This window comes from Vreelandella zhaodongensis (assembly GCF_013415115.1).
GTDB lineage: Bacteria > Pseudomonadota > Gammaproteobacteria > Pseudomonadales > Halomonadaceae > Vreelandella > Vreelandella zhaodongensis.
On sequence record NZ_JACCDD010000007.1, the window covers coordinates 205,637 to 223,495 of the forward strand.

15 protein-coding genes are annotated in these 17,859 nt (G+C 54.0%); 11 read left to right on the forward strand and 4 right to left on the reverse strand.

Annotation, left to right across the window (positions count from 1 at the left end; genetic code table 11):
• Nucleotides 1–164: 164 nt before the first annotated feature.
• From HZS79_RS13690 to HZS79_RS13730, 9 genes are all read left to right on the forward strand, one after another.
• Nucleotides 165–1,220, forward strand: coding sequence for an NAD(P)/FAD-dependent oxidoreductase (locus tag HZS79_RS13690; RefSeq protein ID WP_179928134.1), 1,056 nt, complete (start codon nt 165–167; stop codon nt 1,218–1,220).
• Between the two features lie 231 nt (nt 1,221–1,451).
• Nucleotides 1,452–2,372, forward strand: coding sequence for a MerR family transcriptional regulator (locus HZS79_RS13695; RefSeq protein ID WP_179928135.1), 921 nt, complete (start codon nt 1,452–1,454; stop codon nt 2,370–2,372).
• 39 nt (nt 2,373–2,411) lie between these two features.
• Nucleotides 2,412–3,824 carry a deoxyribodipyrimidine photo-lyase gene (phrB, locus tag HZS79_RS13700; protein ID WP_179928136.1) on the forward strand — a complete coding sequence of 471 codons (1,413 nt, stop codon included), beginning with the start codon at nt 2,412–2,414 and terminating at the stop codon, nt 3,822–3,824.
• Nucleotides 3,825–3,930: 106 nt separating this feature from the next.
• Nucleotides 3,931–4,362: a nuclear transport factor 2 family protein gene (locus HZS79_RS13705; RefSeq protein ID WP_162217916.1), complete on the forward strand. Its 432-nt coding sequence runs from the start codon at nt 3,931–3,933 to the stop codon at nt 4,360–4,362.
• Nucleotides 4,363–4,421: 59 nt separating this feature from the next.
• Nucleotides 4,422–5,207: an SDR family NAD(P)-dependent oxidoreductase gene (locus HZS79_RS13710; protein ID WP_179928137.1), complete on the forward strand. Its 786-nt coding sequence runs from the start codon at nt 4,422–4,424 to the stop codon at nt 5,205–5,207.
• Nucleotides 5,204–6,559 carry an NAD(P)/FAD-dependent oxidoreductase gene (locus HZS79_RS13715; protein ID WP_179928138.1) on the forward strand — a complete coding sequence of 452 codons (1,356 nt, stop codon included), beginning with the start codon at nt 5,204–5,206 and terminating at the stop codon, nt 6,557–6,559. Before HZS79_RS13710 ends, HZS79_RS13715 begins: the two co-directional genes overlap by 4 nt.
• Nucleotides 6,556–7,320 carry a DUF1365 domain-containing protein gene (locus tag HZS79_RS13720; RefSeq protein WP_162217919.1) on the forward strand — a complete coding sequence of 255 codons (765 nt, stop codon included), beginning with the start codon at nt 6,556–6,558 and terminating at the stop codon, nt 7,318–7,320. The genes HZS79_RS13715 and HZS79_RS13720 overlap by 4 nt, the downstream gene beginning before the upstream one ends.
• On the forward strand, nt 7,317–8,585 hold the full coding sequence (locus HZS79_RS13725; RefSeq protein ID WP_162217920.1) for an SAM-dependent methyltransferase: 1,269 nt from the start codon (nt 7,317–7,319) through the stop codon (nt 8,583–8,585). Before HZS79_RS13720 ends, HZS79_RS13725 begins: the two co-directional genes overlap by 4 nt.
• Complete coding sequence (locus HZS79_RS13730; RefSeq protein ID WP_162217921.1) at nt 8,586–9,104, forward strand: DUF2878 family protein; 519 nt, start codon at nt 8,586–8,588, stop codon at nt 9,102–9,104.
• Here the strand turns inward: HZS79_RS13730 and HZS79_RS13735 are convergent.
• Nucleotides 9,101–10,939 (reverse strand): putative bifunctional diguanylate cyclase/phosphodiesterase, encoded by a 1,839-nt coding sequence (locus HZS79_RS13735; protein WP_179928139.1) that lies wholly within the window; start codon nt 10,937–10,939, stop codon nt 9,101–9,103. The two genes, HZS79_RS13730 and HZS79_RS13735, sit on opposite strands and share 4 nt — an antisense overlap.
• A gap of 274 nt (nt 10,940–11,213) precedes the next feature.
• Here HZS79_RS13735 and fabA point away from each other — a divergent pair, with 274 nt between their 5' ends.
• On the forward strand, nt 11,214–11,729 hold the full coding sequence (gene fabA, locus HZS79_RS13740) for a 3-hydroxyacyl-[acyl-carrier-protein] dehydratase FabA (protein ID WP_009723939.1): 516 nt from the start codon (nt 11,214–11,216) through the stop codon (nt 11,727–11,729).
• A gap of 12 nt (nt 11,730–11,741) precedes the next feature.
• Nucleotides 11,742–12,959 carry a beta-ketoacyl-ACP synthase I gene (gene fabB, locus HZS79_RS13745; RefSeq protein ID WP_162217923.1) on the forward strand — a complete coding sequence of 406 codons (1,218 nt, stop codon included), beginning with the start codon at nt 11,742–11,744 and terminating at the stop codon, nt 12,957–12,959.
• Between the two features lie 120 nt (nt 12,960–13,079).
• Here the strand turns inward: fabB and HZS79_RS13750 are convergent, their stop codons facing one another.
• The 3 genes from HZS79_RS13750 to HZS79_RS13760 all read right to left on the reverse strand — a co-directional run bounded on the left by HZS79_RS13750 (nt 13,080) and on the right by HZS79_RS13760 (nt 17,775).
• Nucleotides 13,080–15,065, reverse strand: coding sequence for a TRAP transporter permease (locus HZS79_RS13750; protein WP_179928140.1), 1,986 nt, complete (start codon nt 15,063–15,065; stop codon nt 13,080–13,082).
• A gap of 69 nt (nt 15,066–15,134) precedes the next feature.
• Nucleotides 15,135–16,304, reverse strand: coding sequence for a TAXI family TRAP transporter solute-binding subunit (locus tag HZS79_RS13755; RefSeq protein WP_179928141.1), 1,170 nt, complete (start codon nt 16,302–16,304; stop codon nt 15,135–15,137).
• 157 nt (nt 16,305–16,461) lie between these two features.
• Nucleotides 16,462–17,775 (reverse strand): amidohydrolase, encoded by a 1,314-nt coding sequence (locus HZS79_RS13760; protein ID WP_179928142.1) that lies wholly within the window; start codon nt 17,773–17,775, stop codon nt 16,462–16,464.
• Nucleotides 17,776–17,859: the final 84 nt, after the last annotated feature.

Genomic DNA, 17,859 nt, shown 5'->3' on the forward strand with positions numbered 1-17,859 from the left:
CTAGTAAAAAGAGGAATTACCTGACCGCGTCACGAAAAATAACGAGTCGCTCCAACTGCGCCAGCGCATTGCACACCACCTTATTGTACGACATCTATACAAAAGTGCTACAATTCGAGTTTTCCTATTTCATAATGTGTTCATTAACGTGGTTGCGAAAACCCATGGCTACCTTGCCGAACGAGCCTCACCGACTCACCCAATCCTCAACCGTGGCCATCATTGGCGCCGGACTGTCTGGGCTTGCCTGCGGTCACCAGCTTGCCAGCCATGCTGTCGACGTTAAACTGTTCGATAAATCGCGTGGTCCTGGTGGCCGAATGTCGAGCAAACGTCGACCTGCAGCGACATTAGATTTAGGGGCTCAAGCGTTCACCGTACGCGATGAGCGATTTGCCAGAAAAGTAGCAGAGTGGCAGGCCGCTGGCTGTGTTGCTCCCTGGCCAACGTCTCGTTATCAGGCTAGCGCATCTGGCTGGCAAACACACAATGATGGCCAAACACGCTATACCGGTGCGCCACGCATGAGCGCACTAACCCGTTATCTAGCAGAGACGCTTAACGCCCTACCCAATGCCAGCATTACCCTTGAAACCCATATTACTGCATTAGCGAAAACGGCAGCTGGCTGGCAGCTACACGATAGCCAGGACACCATTCATGGGCCTTTTGACGCAGTGGTGATTAGCGCCCCGCCGCCCCAGGCCAACGCATTATTATCAGCGTGGGAACCAACACTGGCGGCTGCCTGTACAGCACACCCTCAACGGGGGTGCTGGGCAGGTTGGGTTATTTTCGAGGATCCACTCCCGCCATTGGAGCAAGTGGCCTCAGCGTGGCACACCGTTCATACACAGCATCCCGTGCTTCGACTGGCGTCACGCAACCACACTAAGCCTGGGCGTGAACATCAGCCAGAAAGCATTAGTTTGATTGCTCAGCTGGACTGGAGCGATGTACATATTGAGAGTGACAGCGAACGTGTTGTCCAACAGTTACTGGAAGCATTTATGTCGTTGCTGCCCGAACACACAAAGCTTCCGAACGTCATTGAACTTGGCGCACATCGCTGGCGCTATGCTCAACCTGCAAGGGCAGGCGAACAGTCATACTTATACAGCCCGAGCGGATTAGCATTGTGCGGCGACAACTTCAGAGGTAGCCGCGTAGAAGATGCTTGGCTATCCGGCGATGAGTTAGGAAAGGCCCTATTAGGTTAGCCAACTGAAAATATGAAATAAAATTAAACTTTTCCGCACGTACAGGAAAGGTTGTACCCTGAAGCCACAAGTTGTACAAAGGTGCCTATAATAGCGTGACGCTATCTACACGATTAATAGCTATCCGATTATGTGGCAAAACGCCGGCCAGGCGCAGACACACAACGCCACGGTACTTATTGACAGACCCCTGTAGCTAGCGCTGCAGGCAACCAAGAGGCAATGGCGCCCATGAGCAACAAGGCGACCCACCCACCCGATACCCCGCTCTATCCAATCAGGGAAGTTTCCCGCCTAACGGGTGTGAACTCGGTCACCCTGCGCGCCTGGGAGCGTCGCTACGGTCTAATTCGCCCACAGCGCACCCCAAAAGGCCATCGTTTATATGCCCAAGACGACATCACTCGTATTGAGCGCATTTTACAGTGGCTGAACCGTGGCGTGCCGGTCAGCCAGGTCGCTGACCTGCTTGACCAACCGGAAACCGTAGAAACGCCAACGCCAGATGCAGGTGACTGGGTAAGTCAGCGCCAGCAGATCCAAGCAGCCATTGAAGCCGTTGACCTGCCTAAATTAGAGACGTTGTATCACCAAAGCTTAGCGCTGTACCCCTTGAGCGTGGCGATCAATGAACTTTGGCAGCCAGTGGTTCTATCGCTGGAAGCCAAGTGGGCAGACCAACCTAATGACTTTGTACGGCGCACCTTTGAAGCCTTCTTACGCAGCCAGGTGGGCATCCGCCTGCATTATGCGAACCAGGCGACACGCGGACCACTGATCCTGCTCAGTGCAATGCCCGATGATCCTGGGCCACTATGGGTATTAATGTGCGCGCTAATGGCCAGCGAGCAGGGCTATCGCGTCCAGATGTTTGACCACCCACTGGCACTTGATGACCTGTCTCAGGCGGTATCTCGGCTGCACTCCTCCATGGTACTGCTCTCTAGCGGCCAGCTGGAGAGTGATGACTACATTCGCCACATGCTGCCCCAGGCAGCAGAGGCATTGAATGTACCCATTGGCGTATGTGGCGAAGTCGCACGCCTCAGGGAAAACGACCTGCGCGAAGGACCTGTGCATCTGTTAGGCGATGACCTTCCACAAGCTATCGCGCGCCTTCGCCCACTGCTTCGCGAGTCAGGTATTCTTTAAGGCGTCAGGTATATAGACAACAGCGAGTAAGGACATAGCATGACTTTGCAGCTCGTTTGGTTGCGTAGCGACTTACGCATTCACGATAACTCCGCGCTCGCTGCTGCCGCTGCTAAAGGGCCGGTAGTGGCTGTTTTTTTACGCAGTGTGGCGCAGTGGTGCAATCATGGTCATGGCGCCAACAAACTCGATTTCTGGGCGCGGGGCGTGGCTGCGGTTAAAGAGTCACTTAACGGGCTAAACATTCCGCTCTTGCATCGCGATATTGATCACTATGATGAAGCAGCTCAGGTATTACTGGATATCGCCCGCGAGCACCCCATTAGCCAGCTCCATTTCAACTATGAATATGCACTGAACGAGCAACACCGCGATCAGGCGGTGCTTGATGCGTTCAAGCGAGAAGGGATAACCGCTCAAGGCCACCACGACGCGGTTGCCTTCGCTCCTGGCAGCCTGTTGACAGGAAAAGGCGACTACTACGGTGTCTTCACACCGTTTTCGAAAGCCTGGCATAAGCAGGTGACGGCCGAGCAACTTGCTTTGCGTGATACCCCTGGCGTGCAAGCTCCGCTGGATATCGATAGCGACCCCCTCCCCACACGTCCATCGCTGGATAGCGAACCGGTTAATGAACGCCTGTGGCCTGCGGGAGAAAACGCTGCGAGTGACAATCTCGAACGCTTTTTACGTTTTCGTGGACGGCACTACAAGCAGCAGCGAGACTTCCCGAAGGTGCGCGGCACCAGCGAACTTTCGCCCTACCTGGCACTAGGCATGATCTCCTATCGCCAATGCCTTCAAGCAGTAATGAGCGAAAACGCTGGCCACCTTGCCGACGGTGATGCAGGGCTGACCACGTGGGTGAATGAACTTGTTTGGCGTGAGTTTTATCAGCACGTAGCCGTGGGCTTTTCCCAGGTGTGCCGTTACCAACCTTTTCAAGCGCACACCAAGCAGCTTAACTGGCGTGACGACGATGAGGGCTTCCAAGCTTGGTGCGAGGGGCGCACCGGCTACCCCATCGTAGACGCGGCGATGCGTCAACTGGTGTCAACTGGCTGGATGCACAACCGGCTGCGCATGATCACGGCGATGTTTTTAAGCAAGCACCTGCTGATTGACTGGCGGCGTGGTGAAGCATTTTTTATGCGTCATTTAATAGATGGTGAATTTTGTGCCAACAATGGTGGCTGGCAATGGGCAGCTTCAACCGGCACGGATGCAGCCCCCTATTTTCGTATTTTTAACCCCACGACTCAGTCAACGCGCTTTGATCCAGATGGCGAATTTATTGCCCATTGGCTGCCAGCGCTTGAGCCACTGCCTGCCAAAGCACGCCATGCACCACCCCAGGATATGCTCAACCCGATTGATTATCCGGCACCTATCGTTGATCACAGAGCAGCGCGCCAGCGCGCCTTGGATGCTTTTAAAGCGCTCTCTAAATAATTCCCTTCTCCTTTGCATCGTCTGCGCTGCGGCGATGCTAATCTGCCTGCCACCGTCACTTCACCTAACCCCTTCTCACTTTTCTTAACCACCACAGGACTCAGTGATGCCTAACGACCATGCTTTGGAGAATTTTTGCGCCTTCTTCAATAAACTAGACAACACCTGTACAGAAAAGCTATACGAGGTATATACTGACGACATTGTTTTCAACGATCCACTGCATCACATTGAAGGGCGAAACGCGCTAGAGAGCTACTTTGCCTCCATGTACGAGAATGTTGAGCACTGCCAGTTTACTTATCACACGCGGCAACAGCAGGCCAATCAGGCGTTTGTCACGTGGACAATGGCGTTCGTGCATCCACGTTTGGCCAATGGTCAGCTCATCAGCGTAGAGGGGTGTAGTGCATTAACGTTTGCAGACGATGGAAGAGTATCGCGGCACCGTGACTACTTCGATGCTGGGGCAATGTTATATGAACACTTACCGTTAATGGGACGCGTCATACGCTGGTTAAAGCGGCGTGTTAGCTGACCATCTATTCGCAGCTAGGTCGCGTGCTGACAGGACGCTACAGCTATAGGAGAAGCAGGATGAGCTCATGGAAAACGCCCCAACGCATTTGGTTAACAGGTGCTACATCAGGCATCGGTGAAGCACTTGCCAAAAAGCTCATCGCCCAAGGTCACCACATTGTGCTTAGCGCTCGCAACCAGGAGGCACTGGATGCTCTATGTGCCGGCCACTCCAATGCGTATTCACTGCCCCTCGATATCAGCGATCGCCAGGCCGTGCTGGCCGCAGGTGAACAGATCAACCTATGGCTCGGCGCACTAGATATTGCCTTGTTCAATGCAGGTACCTGTGAATATCTTGATGCTCAGCACTTTGATATGGATCTGATAGAGCGCGTGTTCACCCCTAACGTTTTCGGCACCCTTTATGGCGTTGACGCAGCCTTACCATTGCTAAGAGCCGCCCGCAAAGAGGGCAAGCCTGCGCGCCTAGCCGCTACCTCCAGCGCCTCCGTTTATTTACCGCTGCCCCGTGCCGAAGCCTACGGCGCTTCAAAAGCAGCTATCAGCTACTTTTTAGAGTCATTACGCCTCGACCTTGATCAAGAGGGTATTGATGTCAGTTTGATTCATCCTGGTTTTGTGAAAACACCGCTGACCGATCTCAACGATTTCCCGATGCCCATGCAAGTCACAGCCGATCAAGCAGCCGATGCGATCATTTCGGGCCTTGTCAAAGGACGCTTGGATATTCATTTTCCACGCCGTTTTACTTATCTCATGAAATGCTTGGGAATTTTACCGCCTGCGCTGCGTCGCCACATCGGCCTACGCATGACAAGGCGCCAAGAGGTACAACAATGAGCAGCATGGCTTCACAGCGCATCGCGATTATCGGCAGCGGCATTAGCGGCATGGCGGCCGGTTGGTACTTATCTTCCCAGCATGAAGTGACCCTGTTTGAAGCAGAGAGTCGTCTTGGAGGGCACACCGCGACGATGGACGTGGAAGTCGAGGGTAAGCCCTACGCCATCGACACGGGCTTTATTGTTTTCAATGACTGGACTTACCCTCACTTCCGGCGCCTGCTAGAAACCCTCGGGGTGCCCAGCCAAGCCACTGAAATGAGTTTTTCGGTGCATGAAACCGAGGTAGATTTTGAGTATAACGGCCATACGCTAGGCTCACTGTTTGCCCAGCGGCGTAATTTGCTCAGCCCCGCTTTTTATCGCTTGTTACGCGATATTTTACGCTTCAACAAACAAGCAACGGCTGACTTAGAAAGCAAACGCCTTCCCAGCAACATGACGCTAGGCGAGTACCTTGATCAGAATGGTTATGGTGACGCTTTCCAACGTCGCTACCTGCTGCCTATGGGAGCAGCGATTTGGTCCGCTAGCATCGGTGACCTACGCGCCTTCCCGCTGACGTTTTTTGTGCGTTTTTTCCGCAACCACGGGTTACTGTCCGTGAACCACCGCCCTCAGTGGTACACCTTAGTTGGCGGTTCGAAACGTTACATTCCCAGCATGACAGCGCCTTACGCGACGCGCATTCACCTTAATGCGCCCGTGACGCGCATTGAGCGAAACGCCACAGGCGTGATGATTACGACCGCACAAGGTACACAACGATTTGATCATGTAGTGCTGGCTTGCCACGCCGATCAGGCGCTCGCAATGCTCGGTGACCCGACACCCGCTGAGCAAGACATTCTCGCCGCCATGCCTTATCAAGATAACGAGGTAGTGCTGCATACCGACACATCGTTACTTCCTCGACGGCAGCGCGCCTGGGCCAGTTGGAACTACCGGCTCGATGGACGCGGGTCAGAAGAGCGGGTGTCTGTCACTTACGACATGAATATTCTGCAGCGATTAGAAGATACCGACACTACCTTTTGCGTCACGCTTAACGACTCAAACAGCATTGCCCCCTCTAAAGTGCTCGGACGTTATAGCTATGCCCATCCCCAGTTCACCCTGAAAGGTCAGGCTGCGCAAATGCGCCATCACGAAATATCTTCGGTTGCTCGCCGCACCCACTTCTGCGGCGCTTATTGGCGCAATGGTTTTCACGAGGATGGGGTATGGAGTGCACTACGGGTTGCTCAAGCACTAGGTTGTGATGAAGCAGCAACGCCGCCAACGACGCCTACGGCACTACCGGCTCATGACCTTATGCCCGCTAATAACGTTGGGGAGGGGCTAGGATGATTGCCTCGCCTCGCTCGCGTATTTATCGCGGTACCCTGCGCCACCGTCGCTTCACACCTAAAGAGCACGCATTTAGTTATCGCGTGTGGATGGCATGGATCGACCTGGATGAGTTGCCCACCTTATTTGACGGTGTTCCCGGCTTTAGCGCCCGGGGGCCAGCGTTAGCTCGCTTTCGTCGTGAAGACTACCTTGCCCCCACCGACCGACCGCTTCGCACCGCCGTTCGTGAAGAGCTGATCCGTCAGTTAGGCAGCGCTCCGGAGGGAAAAATTTGCATGCTTACCCAGTTACGCACCTTCGGAACCGTTTTCAATCCTGTTTCGATGTATTACGCCTATGACCATTTAGGCAGATTGGCAGCCGTGCTTGGCGAAGTCACTAATATGCCTTGGAAGGAGCGTGTCTGCTATGCCTGCCAGGTCGATACGAATCGCCATAGCCATCAGGCACGTTTTGATAAGGCCATGCATGTATCACCGTTTAACCCAATGGAAATGACCTATCGCTGGAAATTTACCCCCCCTGGCGATCAGCTCTATCTGCATATGGAAAATTGGCAGAGTGGGCAACGCCACTTTGACGCCACGCTAACCTTAGAAGCCGCCCCTGCCACACGGAGAGTGCTCTTAGCGACCCTTGCACGACAGCCTTGGATGAGCATGAAAACAGTCGCGGGTATCCATTTTGAAGCGCTCAGGCTTTGGCTTAAGCGCATCCCCGTTTATAACCACCCTAAGCGCAAGGAGACTTCAAAATGACAACCCTGCGTCCAACGCCTCACGAGATTCAGCCGGTTAACCAGGACCGCTTTACCCGCTGGTTGAAGCCGCGCCTAATGGCTCAGCTTGACGCTTTCCAAGGCGGTCGTATTACCTTAATTGAAGGCAATCAGTGCCACCACCTCGGCCAGGAAGGTGCGCTTCAAGTGACCGTTGTCATTCGTCACTCCCGCGCCTGGAAACGGCTCGCGTTTGGCGGCACGGTAGGCGCCGCTGAATCCTATATGGATGGCGATTGGGACGCTGATGATTTGGTGGCACTGGTGCGCCTGTTTGCGGCCAACCTTGACCACGTGAACGGTAAAATGGAGAACGGCAGTGCGCGATTTACCCGCTGGCTGCTGGGTGCCGCCTACCGTTTTCAACGTAACACGCTTTCCGGTTCAAAGCGCAATATCTCCGCGCACTACGATATTGGCAATGACCTGTTTGCCACGTTTCTTGATCAACGCCACTGGATGTATTCAAGTGCTGTATTTCCCCGCCCGGAAGCCAGCTTAGAAGAGGCATCCACTTATAAACTCGACATCATGCTGGAAAGGCTGGATGTCCGGCCGGAACACAACTTGTTGGAAATTGGTACTGGCTGGGGTGGCTTGGCAATTCACGCCGCCAAGACCCGCGGTTGCCGTGTGACCACCACGACCATTTCTGAAGAACAGTACGCGCATACTGCTCGCCGAATTCAAGAAGAGGGGCTCGACGATAAAATCACCCTGCTTAAGCAAGATTATCGTGAGCTAACCGGGCGTTATGATCGACTGATTTCTGTTGAGATGATCGAAGCGGTGGGGCACCAATATTTGAATACCTACCTTGAGAAGGTCGACAGCCTGCTCACCGATGATGGTCAAGCCATGCTACAAGCCATCACTATCCGTGACCAACGGTTTGAAGAAGCCAAACGGGATATGGACTTTATTAAGCGCTACATTTTCCCTGGCGGCTTTTTACCTTCCCACCATGCCATGCTAACCAGCGTTATGCGCAAAACGTCGCTCAACGTAGTCGCTCTCGATGAAATCGGCCAGCACTATGCCCGCACACTGCGCGAGTGGCGGCATCGCTTTGAAGCCAACCTGGAGCAAGTCAGGCAGCAGGGCTACGACGAACGGTTTATTCGCATGTGGCGCTACTATTTGTGCTATTGCGAAGGCGGCTTTATCGAGCGCTCTATAGGCACATGCCACCTATTGCTGGCAAAGCCAGCTGCCAAACCCGAACCACTCACCGGCGCACTATAAGTGGTCACCCCGCGCTGGCAACGTTTACTGTTTAATGCCCTGCGCTTCGAAGCGGGCTGGTTGCTATGCGTATTCGGCGGGTCATGGGTGGCCGCCATTGCAGGAAGTGTATTACTCAGTTGGCATTTCTGGCGCTGCGCTAGGCCAGGGGAGTGGCGCTTTATTGGTGTGTTCGCGCTACTTGGGTTGGCGCTGGACGGCGGCCTATATGTGGTGGGAGGTTTCGACTTCGGTGAGCAGCCCTTGGTAGCCGGCCTGCTACCACTCTGGCTTTGGATGCTGTGGCCGCTGTTTGCCACACTGGTGTTCCACTCGCTTGCCTGGCTGTGGCGGTACCCGATTATTGCGGCGATTTGCGGCGCCATCAGCGGGCCGCTGTCTTATTTTAGCGGTGCAGCCATCACCGGTGTTAGCTTGGCACCGTGGCTACTGCCCACCCAAGCGGTGATTTGGGCCACACTATGTTTTGGCATTAGCCGCTATGCCACACATCAAGCCATGAAGCCCATCATTCGTTAAGACACGTCTTCGGCCAGCGGCAGTGGAGCCCACTTCTTTTCAAGCTCAACTGCCGGCATGGGTCTGGCAAAATAGAAACCTTGCACTAATGTACAGCCAGCATTGATCAAAAACTGGCATTGCGCCTCGGTTTCTACGCCCTCGGCCACGACCTCAAGCCCCATGCCCTCTGCCATCGCCAACACCGCCGTAACAATCGCGGCATCTACTTGATCATTGGGTAGTTCACGGATAAACGCGCGATCCAGCTTTATTTTATCCACCGGCAGCCGCTTCAAATAACCAAGCGATGAGTAACCTGTCCCAAAGTCATCAATCGCAATCGCATAGCCCTGGGTACGCAGCGCCTGTAATCGAGGCCCCATGTCCCCTGCCCGCTCGTCCAATAAGACGGATTCAGTCAGTTCTAAGCCAATTTGCGCGGGCTTTAACTGGTAGCGTTCCAAACAGCTAGCCAACTGCGTTTCCAGATCTCCCTGGAAAAGCTGCAGCGCAGAAATATTGATCCACACTGTCACGTCCGGCATCCCACTATGTTGCCAATGCGCTTGCTGGGCACAGGCTTTTTCGATGACCCAGCTACCGAGCTCGGACATTAAACCATGACGTTCAGCCAGCGGAATAAAATCACCTGGCGAAATCATGCCGTCCTGAGGATGACGCCAGCGCAGCAGCGCTTCCATACCCACTAAATCGCCAGTTCCTGGGTGATGCTGCGTTTGGAAGTGTAGCTCTAGCTGGTCGCCTGATATTAGCGCTGCCCGCAAATCGCTCACCAAGGCGAGCTGGGGATTGTCCTGCTTATCCAGCGCGGGACGAAATCGCTGACTATGATTGCGTCCCAAGCGTTTAGCGCTATAGAGCGCAGACTCCAACCGCTGAAAAAGCACACCAGAATCACTCCCATCCTCAGGCGCGCGGCAGCTACCAATGGTTAGCCCCAAACGCAGCGATTGATCTTTAATTTCAAACGGCCGGCTCATGTGCTCACGAAGCGTCGCCACCCATTTGTCGTGATCATCAAACGTGGTCGTACGTATTACCAAAAACTCATCGCCGCCCAGCCTACCCACCACACTGCCAGCCATATACCCTGCTAAACGTTGCGCGAAACGCGCCAGTAAACGGTCACCTTGCTCAACGCCTAAACTATCATTAACCGATTTAAGCCCATCGATATCAATCAACGCCATATCTAAACTTTCACCTGCACGCAGATGGCGTAGCCGGGAGGACATCAGATCGTGTAAACGTCGCCGGTTTGGCAACCCCGTTAGCGGGTCTTCATAGCCAATGCGGCGTAAATCACGCTCGCGTGTTTTTTGGGCGGAAATATCGGTAAACAGGCTAATGAAATGGGTAATTTTGCCACGCTTGTCGGTAACCGCGCGGACTTTAAGCCATTCGGGATACTCATCGCCGTGTTTACGACGGTTCCACATTTCGCCTTCCCAACGCCCAGTGGCCTTCAACGTGCTCCAGAACGTCTGATAAAACGCTTTATCGTGACGCGCCGCCGCCAGGGTTTCGAGCTTTCGGCCAATCATTTCTTGGCTTTCGTAACCGGTAATTTGTGTAAAGGCAGGATTAACCGTCAACACACGGTTATGTACGTCGCTGATGACAATAGCGTCACCCGCTAGGCCAATGGCATTTTGCGAGAGGCGCAGCCGCAAATGTTGTTGGCGTACTTGATGCCACGCATCCCACAAACCTAAAGCGACTAAGCTGGCCGCCACCATGCGTAACGCCGTATCGGGCACCCACACACAGGCGGGCAACGCCATCAATGCCATCCACACCAGCGGACGATTAAGAGAAACAGGCAGCCACATGGTGATTAAGTGTGTCCTATATATGAGCCTAATAGGGCATGGATAACAGGCATAGCATCTGCCACTCAACAAAAAACTTAAACACGCCATATTACGTCAATAGAGCATTTAGTGTGCAAATTCGCTACTTTTGAAATAATTGAGGGCTAGTAAGCACTATCGGCACTTCATAAAAAAGCTGTAGAAATACACGATAAATGCCCTGCGACGTGCATTCAGCGGTTTCGGGAAGTAGACTAGACCCAACAACCATTTTGATACTCGGAACGATTCAGTGACCAAGCAACATTCCTTTGATCGCGAAGAACTGCTGGCCTGCTCGCGCGGCGAGCTATTCGGCCCTGGAAACGCACAGCTTCCGGCTCCTAACATGCTGATGCTTGATCGCATCATGCACATTCATGAAGAGGGTGGTGAGCATGGCAAAGGCGAGTTGATCGCCGAACTGGACATCACCCCAGACCTGTGGTTCTTTGACTGCCACTTTCCCGGTGACCCAGTCATGCCCGGCTGTTTAGGGTTAGATGCCATGTGGCAACTGGTGGGCTTCTACTTGGGTTGGCTTGGCCACCCCGGTCGTGGGCGCGCACTAGGCTGTGGCGACGTAAAATTCAGCGGCCAAATTTTGCCCGACGCGAAAAAAGTGACGTATCACATTAATGTGAAGCGCATTATTACCCGTCGGCTTATCCTAGGTATCGCCGACGGCACCGTATCCGTCGACGGGCGCGATATATACCAGGCTAATGACCTGCGCGTTGGCCTATTCACCTCCACTGCGAATTTCTAACAGGAGGCTCCCATGCGACGAGTGGTAGTCACCGGCCTTGGCATCGTGTCGTGCTTAGGCAACGACCAGCAACAGGTCTTAGACGCGCTCCAAAACGGGCGCAGCGGTATTCGTTTTAAGGAAGAGTACGCCGAACGCGGCTTCCGTAGCCATGTAGCGGGTAGCGTCGACATCGACCTTGATACACTGATTGATCGCAAGCTGCGCCGCTTTATGGGTGATGCAGCTGCCTATGCGTATGTGTCTATGGCACAAGCGATTGAAGATGCTGGGCTTACTGAGGAACAGGTCTCCAACGAACGGACAGGGCTGATTGCCGGATCCGGTGGAGCCTCTAGCGCGAATCAAGTGGAAGCCGCTGACGTTATGCGCGAGAAAGGCCTGCGCCGTGTTGGTCCGTACCGCGTTACCCGCACCATGGGTAGCACCGTATCGGCATGCTTGGCCACACCGTTCAAAATCAAAGGCGTCAACTACTCCATCTCGTCAGCCTGTGCGACATCGGCTCACTGTATCGGCAGTGCCATGGAGCAAATCCAGCTGGGTAAACAGGATGTCGTGTTTGCCGGTGGCGGTGAAGAAGAGCACTGGACGCTTTCGTGTTTGTTCGATGCGATGGGTGCGCTTTCGACCCATTACAACGATACGCCGGAAAAAGCGTCTCGTCCCTATGACCAAGCTCGCGACGGTTTCGTCATCGCTGGCGGCGGTGGCATGCTAGTGCTTGAAGAACTCGAGCATGCAAAAGCCCGTGGCGCCAAAATATACGGCGAGCTGGTGGGCTACGGCGCCACCTCAGACGGTCACGATATGGTCGCCCCTTCCGGTGAAGGCGCTACACGCTGTATGCGTCAAGCCATGGCCACTGTGCAGGGCAGTATTGATTACATCAATACCCATGGTACGTCCACGCCGGTGGGCGATGTCGCAGAGCTGAAAGCAATCCGTGAAGTCTTTGGCAACTCAACCCCTGCCATGAGCTCCACCAAATCGCTTACCGGTCACTCGTTAGGGGCCACCGGTGTACAGGAAGCGATCTATTCGCTGCTGATGATGCACAATGACTTCGTCGCCGCCTCAGCGAATATTGAACATCTCGATGAACAAGCAGATGGCTTCGACATTGTTAAAGAGCGGCGTGATGATGTCACCATCGAACGCGTGCTCTCCAACAGCTTTGGTTTTGGCGGTACAAACGCTTGCTTGGTGTTTCAGCGCTTTAGCGAGTGATATTACCGGCGCTCAACAGACACGTTGCCGAACGCGGCAGCAGTAATACACTATTCGCCCCGCATAGCGGGGCGAATTATTTAGCGTTAGTCACTCATACGCTTGCCCAATCGTTACCAACTAAACTGTTTGTCGCGCTGCTTGGCGCTGACTCCAACGTGCTATTACGATAGCGATAATTAGCGCAGACAGTGCCCCCCCTCCCATCTCAAGCTGAGAAAGCGGAATGACACCTCCACCAGGCAAAGCCGCCAAAAGGCCTGCCAATAATAGTAGCGCTCGGGTCGCAACCACCGATAGCGTGTCAATGCCAAGGCGCCCCACACCGACCATATAACCTTGCATGCCAGATGCAAAGAGCACAATGCCAACGACCGATTGGACAAAGACACTTACTATTTTAAGGGGGCCACCTTCCAGTATCAGCGCCGGACTAAGCACAAATAGGAAGGGAATGAAATAGATCACACTGCCAAGCCGCATCGCCTGCAGACCGGTGGCCATCGATTTAGCACCAGCCACACTAGCCGCGGCAAAGGCACCCAGCGCCACCGGTGGAGTAATGAAACTAAGCATTCCCCAGTAAAGGATGAAGAGGTGAACCGCCAATGGATTCAGGCCACCTTGTATCAAGGCTGGGGCCAAGGCCACGGCGAGGAAGATATAAGCGGCGGTGACCGTCATACCGATGCCCAGCACAAAGCTAGTTATCGCCCCCATAATCAATAGCATAGGCACACTGCCACCAGCCAAATGAATGAAATCATTGGCGATAGTACCCGACAGCCCAGTCATCGACAGAGCACCAATTAGCATACCAACACCTGCCAAAACGGCCATCAGTTCAGAGAACAACTTGGCAGCGGCATTAAGCGTATCGACTGCATCCTGCCAGCCCCAGCAATGGATGGAGGAGAACTGGTTAAGCACGAGCAACAGAGCAGTGGCATAGAAAGGCGCGAGTGCCTCACGCTGCATCACCAACAGCATCCATATCAGCAACCCAAAGACAAAAATGTAATACCACCCTTCGCGCAGCGTTTTCTTCACCGAGGGAAGCTCTTCGCGAGGCAACCCTTGGATGCCATGTCGTGCAGCGTAAGCATCGATCTGAATAAATAACCCTAGGAAGTAAAGCAACGATGGTATAGCCGCCGCGAGAGCCACTGCAGCGTAGGAAACATCGAGGAACATAGCCATAACAAACGCGGTAGCCCCCATCACTGGAGGCATTAATACGCCACCCGTAGAAGCGCAGGCCTCAACGCCACCGGCGAAGGAGCGGCTCATGCCAGTCCGACGCATAGCAGGAATTGACAACACACCAGTAGTCAACACGTTAGTGATAACACTACCACTCATGGAGCCCATCAATCCGCTAGCAAATATAGACACTTTCGCCGGCCCGCCACGCACGTGACCAAACACGGCGAAGGCAAGATTGATAAAAAAAGCACCGCCGCCTGTTTTCTGCAGTGCTACACCGAAAATTAGAAAACCGATCGCTAAGCTCACAAACGATTGTAGCGGTAACCCCATAATGCTTTCTGCACTCATGGTGTGATAAGTAGCCGCTTGCTCCAGGGTCGAGGGAAAAGCCTGTATCGGGCCAGGCATAATGTCAGCCACCAAGGGATAGCAGGAAAATACGGTAACAATCGCAGCAACTACCAACCCGTTGGCTCGGCGCGTTGCTTCAATAACTAATAGCCAAAAGAGATAACTCATCCATATAGCAAAGGAAGGTGCGTCATAAGCCCAACCGCGAATGAGCAGGACATCGGCGTTCCAAACGAAGTAGCCGATCGTCAAGAAGGCTAACAGGCTAAGGGCATAGTCGTACCAGGGCACCGAGCGCAGCAACCCACACGCAGTCACAGGCCAAAGCAAAAAGACTAACGGCAGTAACAGAGCAACTACGGCATAAAAGAACCGTGTCTCAATATCCGTTAGCGGTCCCCCTAGGTTGAAGAGGTAATCTAGGGTTAACAGGATCAGTAAAATACTAATCGTGCTCGGCAACCAGCGTAGTGATCGGGGCAAACGTCGAATCTGAGAAACTTGCTCCTGGTCACCTCCGTTGCCTTCTGGGTGTGAGTTGTTCATGACAAAGTCCATAGCGGCAATTAGGCGCAATAAAGCGGATCCCATTGATGCTCTGGGATCACACAAGCTTCACTCAAAAACAGGGTCATAGCCCGCGCTGCGCAGCCCTTCGGCACGAGCCTGCATCCACGCGTTCCTGAACTCATCACGATCCTCAGGCGTCTCGCCGTCCATAAAATGGTTCCACGTAGACAGCAGCGTGTTCTGGCGCTCAACAAGATATTCCTGATGTGCCTGCAATTCGTCGTTCCAAACACCTATGTCACGATAGTGGTCAACGACACCATCATGTAGAGGAATGACCCAGGCAAGCTTCTGCTTTTCCAATGCATAGCCGTCGGCGCCCGGAGCAGCATCTTGGTATTCATCTAAATGATCTTGCATCGCCTGAACTAGGCGATAGGCCACCGCATCGTCGAAATCAGCGTTAGCCACTAGAATGGGATAGGGGTAGGCTGCACTATCCATGGGGCGATCAGCGGAGACATCATCCCCTGCGGCAGCGGTGACCTGATGAGGTGAAAAATAGGGCGCTACGGCCTTAACACGCTCCCAGGCCTCCTGCTCCTGGGGATCGAGCACCGGCCAAGTAATGCCCCGTGGACTGCTGGCAAGTCTCACCGCAGGCGGCGCCAACGTACTAGAGAAAGTGGCATCAGCTTGTCCGGCGATAATCGCATCAAACGCTCGAGAATGACCGGGAAAGTCGATACGTTCGACATCATTCCAGGTTAAGCCGCCGTACGCCAACATAGCCTCGGTACCTTTGTTTACTGCGTCATCACCACGAATATAGGCGATTCGCTTACCTGCTAAATCAGCTGGCGTCTCCACGCCAAGGTCCCCCGCTGTCGCCATCGCTAAACCGAACCCCCCGGAGGAGGCAGCCAGTACACGGATTGGCTGCGGCCCCCAGTTAGCATCGGCGAACATTAATACCCCTTCGGCACCAAAGTAACTCGCGATGCCGCAAGAACAAAGATCAACGCGGCCTGACTTTAATGGTGTCATGCGCAAAACATCATTATCGGCGGGTAAAATGCGTACCGAAACACTATGATTCGACTGCAACATACTCCCGATAGCCACCACTTGGGCATAGCTGCTGGAGTTGGTCGGATAGGCAGTCCAAGCTAACGTTTTGGGTAGCGGGGCCTCTTCACTAGCCTGAGTGAATGGCGCCAGGAGCAGATAAAGAGGCAGTGCAACGGCAGATAGCCGAGTCTTGAGCGATAACATGCAATCTCCTTAAGCCTTGTGGCTTACTTGTCATTGTTCTAGGGTGCAATTTTTCCTTCCCACCGTTGTGGGATCAGTGCCATGACGGTGGATTACCCGTCACTCCATAACTAAAGCCTCCCCCCACTACCAGAATGGAAAAGGTACCGCGGAGCGGCTAAGCATCCGTTGCGCTCAAGTAAGCCAGAGCAGCCGTGGTTAACGCTGCCATGCCGGCCTTAATGGTTGCTGCCTGACCCGGCGCATAGTAGGGCGAATGGGGCATCGGTAGATGACGAAGCTTCTCCTTACGGCTGTCTCCCGGAGCGTTGCGCCATTGCTCTTCTGCCGTAGAACCAATAAACCAGTACACGTAAGGGATATCGTCACCATCGAACCCTCCTGCACGAGCATCACCAAAATAGGGGAAATCCTCACTACCGCTAATCGGCGGCCGAATAAAGAGCGCCTCGTCACCGAAATAGTCGGCGTGGGCATGGCGCACCTTGGCCGTGTGCGCAACGTCATTATTGAGCGTGATGGTGTTCGCTAACACACGGAACTCGGGCGGCTGTGGAGTGCCACTCGCTTCACATTCACAACGCACAATGCGGCGAATCGACGCTAAAACATCGGCATGCAGATGATCGTCGAAACTACGCACATTGATTTCCAGCTCAGCCCGGTCAGGAATAATATTGCTCTGGGTGCCAGCCTGCAGTTTACCGACCGTGACAACTATGGCATCTGAAGGCGATATCTCTCTGGCAACAATGGTTTGCAGACGAGTCACCACATAAGCTGCAATTACCACGGGATCAACCGCCTGGGCAGGTTTAGCGGCATGCCCACCAGTGCCGTGAATGGTGACAGCCAGAGAGGTGGAAGCGGACATAGTTCGCCCGGAAGCGTGCCCAACTGTACCCGCCAAAGCAGGCGTGTTGTGCTGTCCCAGGATGATGTCTGGACGCGGGAAGCGCTCGTAGAGCCCATCCGACAGCATGGCTTTGGCGCCCCCCAGAACCTCTTCAGCTGGCTGGCAAACCAGCATCAATACACCGCGCCAGGAGTTGCGTAGCGATGCCATAATAGCCGCCGCGCCCACCAGGCAACTGCTATGCAAATCATGGCCGCAAGCATGCATAACTGGGACACACTCTCCTGCCGCGGCCTCCACTGTCTCTTGGCTGGCATATTCAAGACCCGTCTGCTCCTGGATAGGCAGAGCATCCATATCTCCACGTAGCATCACCGTGGGGCCACTCCCTTGCCGCATCAGTGCGACCACTCCTGTTCCCCCCACCCCACGCGTCACGTCATACCCCAACGCTTCCAAAGCCTCGGCCAAACGAGCACTAGTGGCATATTCACGAAACGGCAACTCTGGATAGCGGTGCAAGGTGCGGTATAAATCAGCTATCTCTGCATAGTTGCGCTCAACCTGCTCACTGATCATCACCTTAAGTGCGTTGGCGTGATTAGGATGACTCATTAGGATCCTCACTCTTGCTAGGGAGTCATTACTAGGTAGTCTACTAGTGAACGGGGCACGACGAGGCACACCGTCCACTCCCCT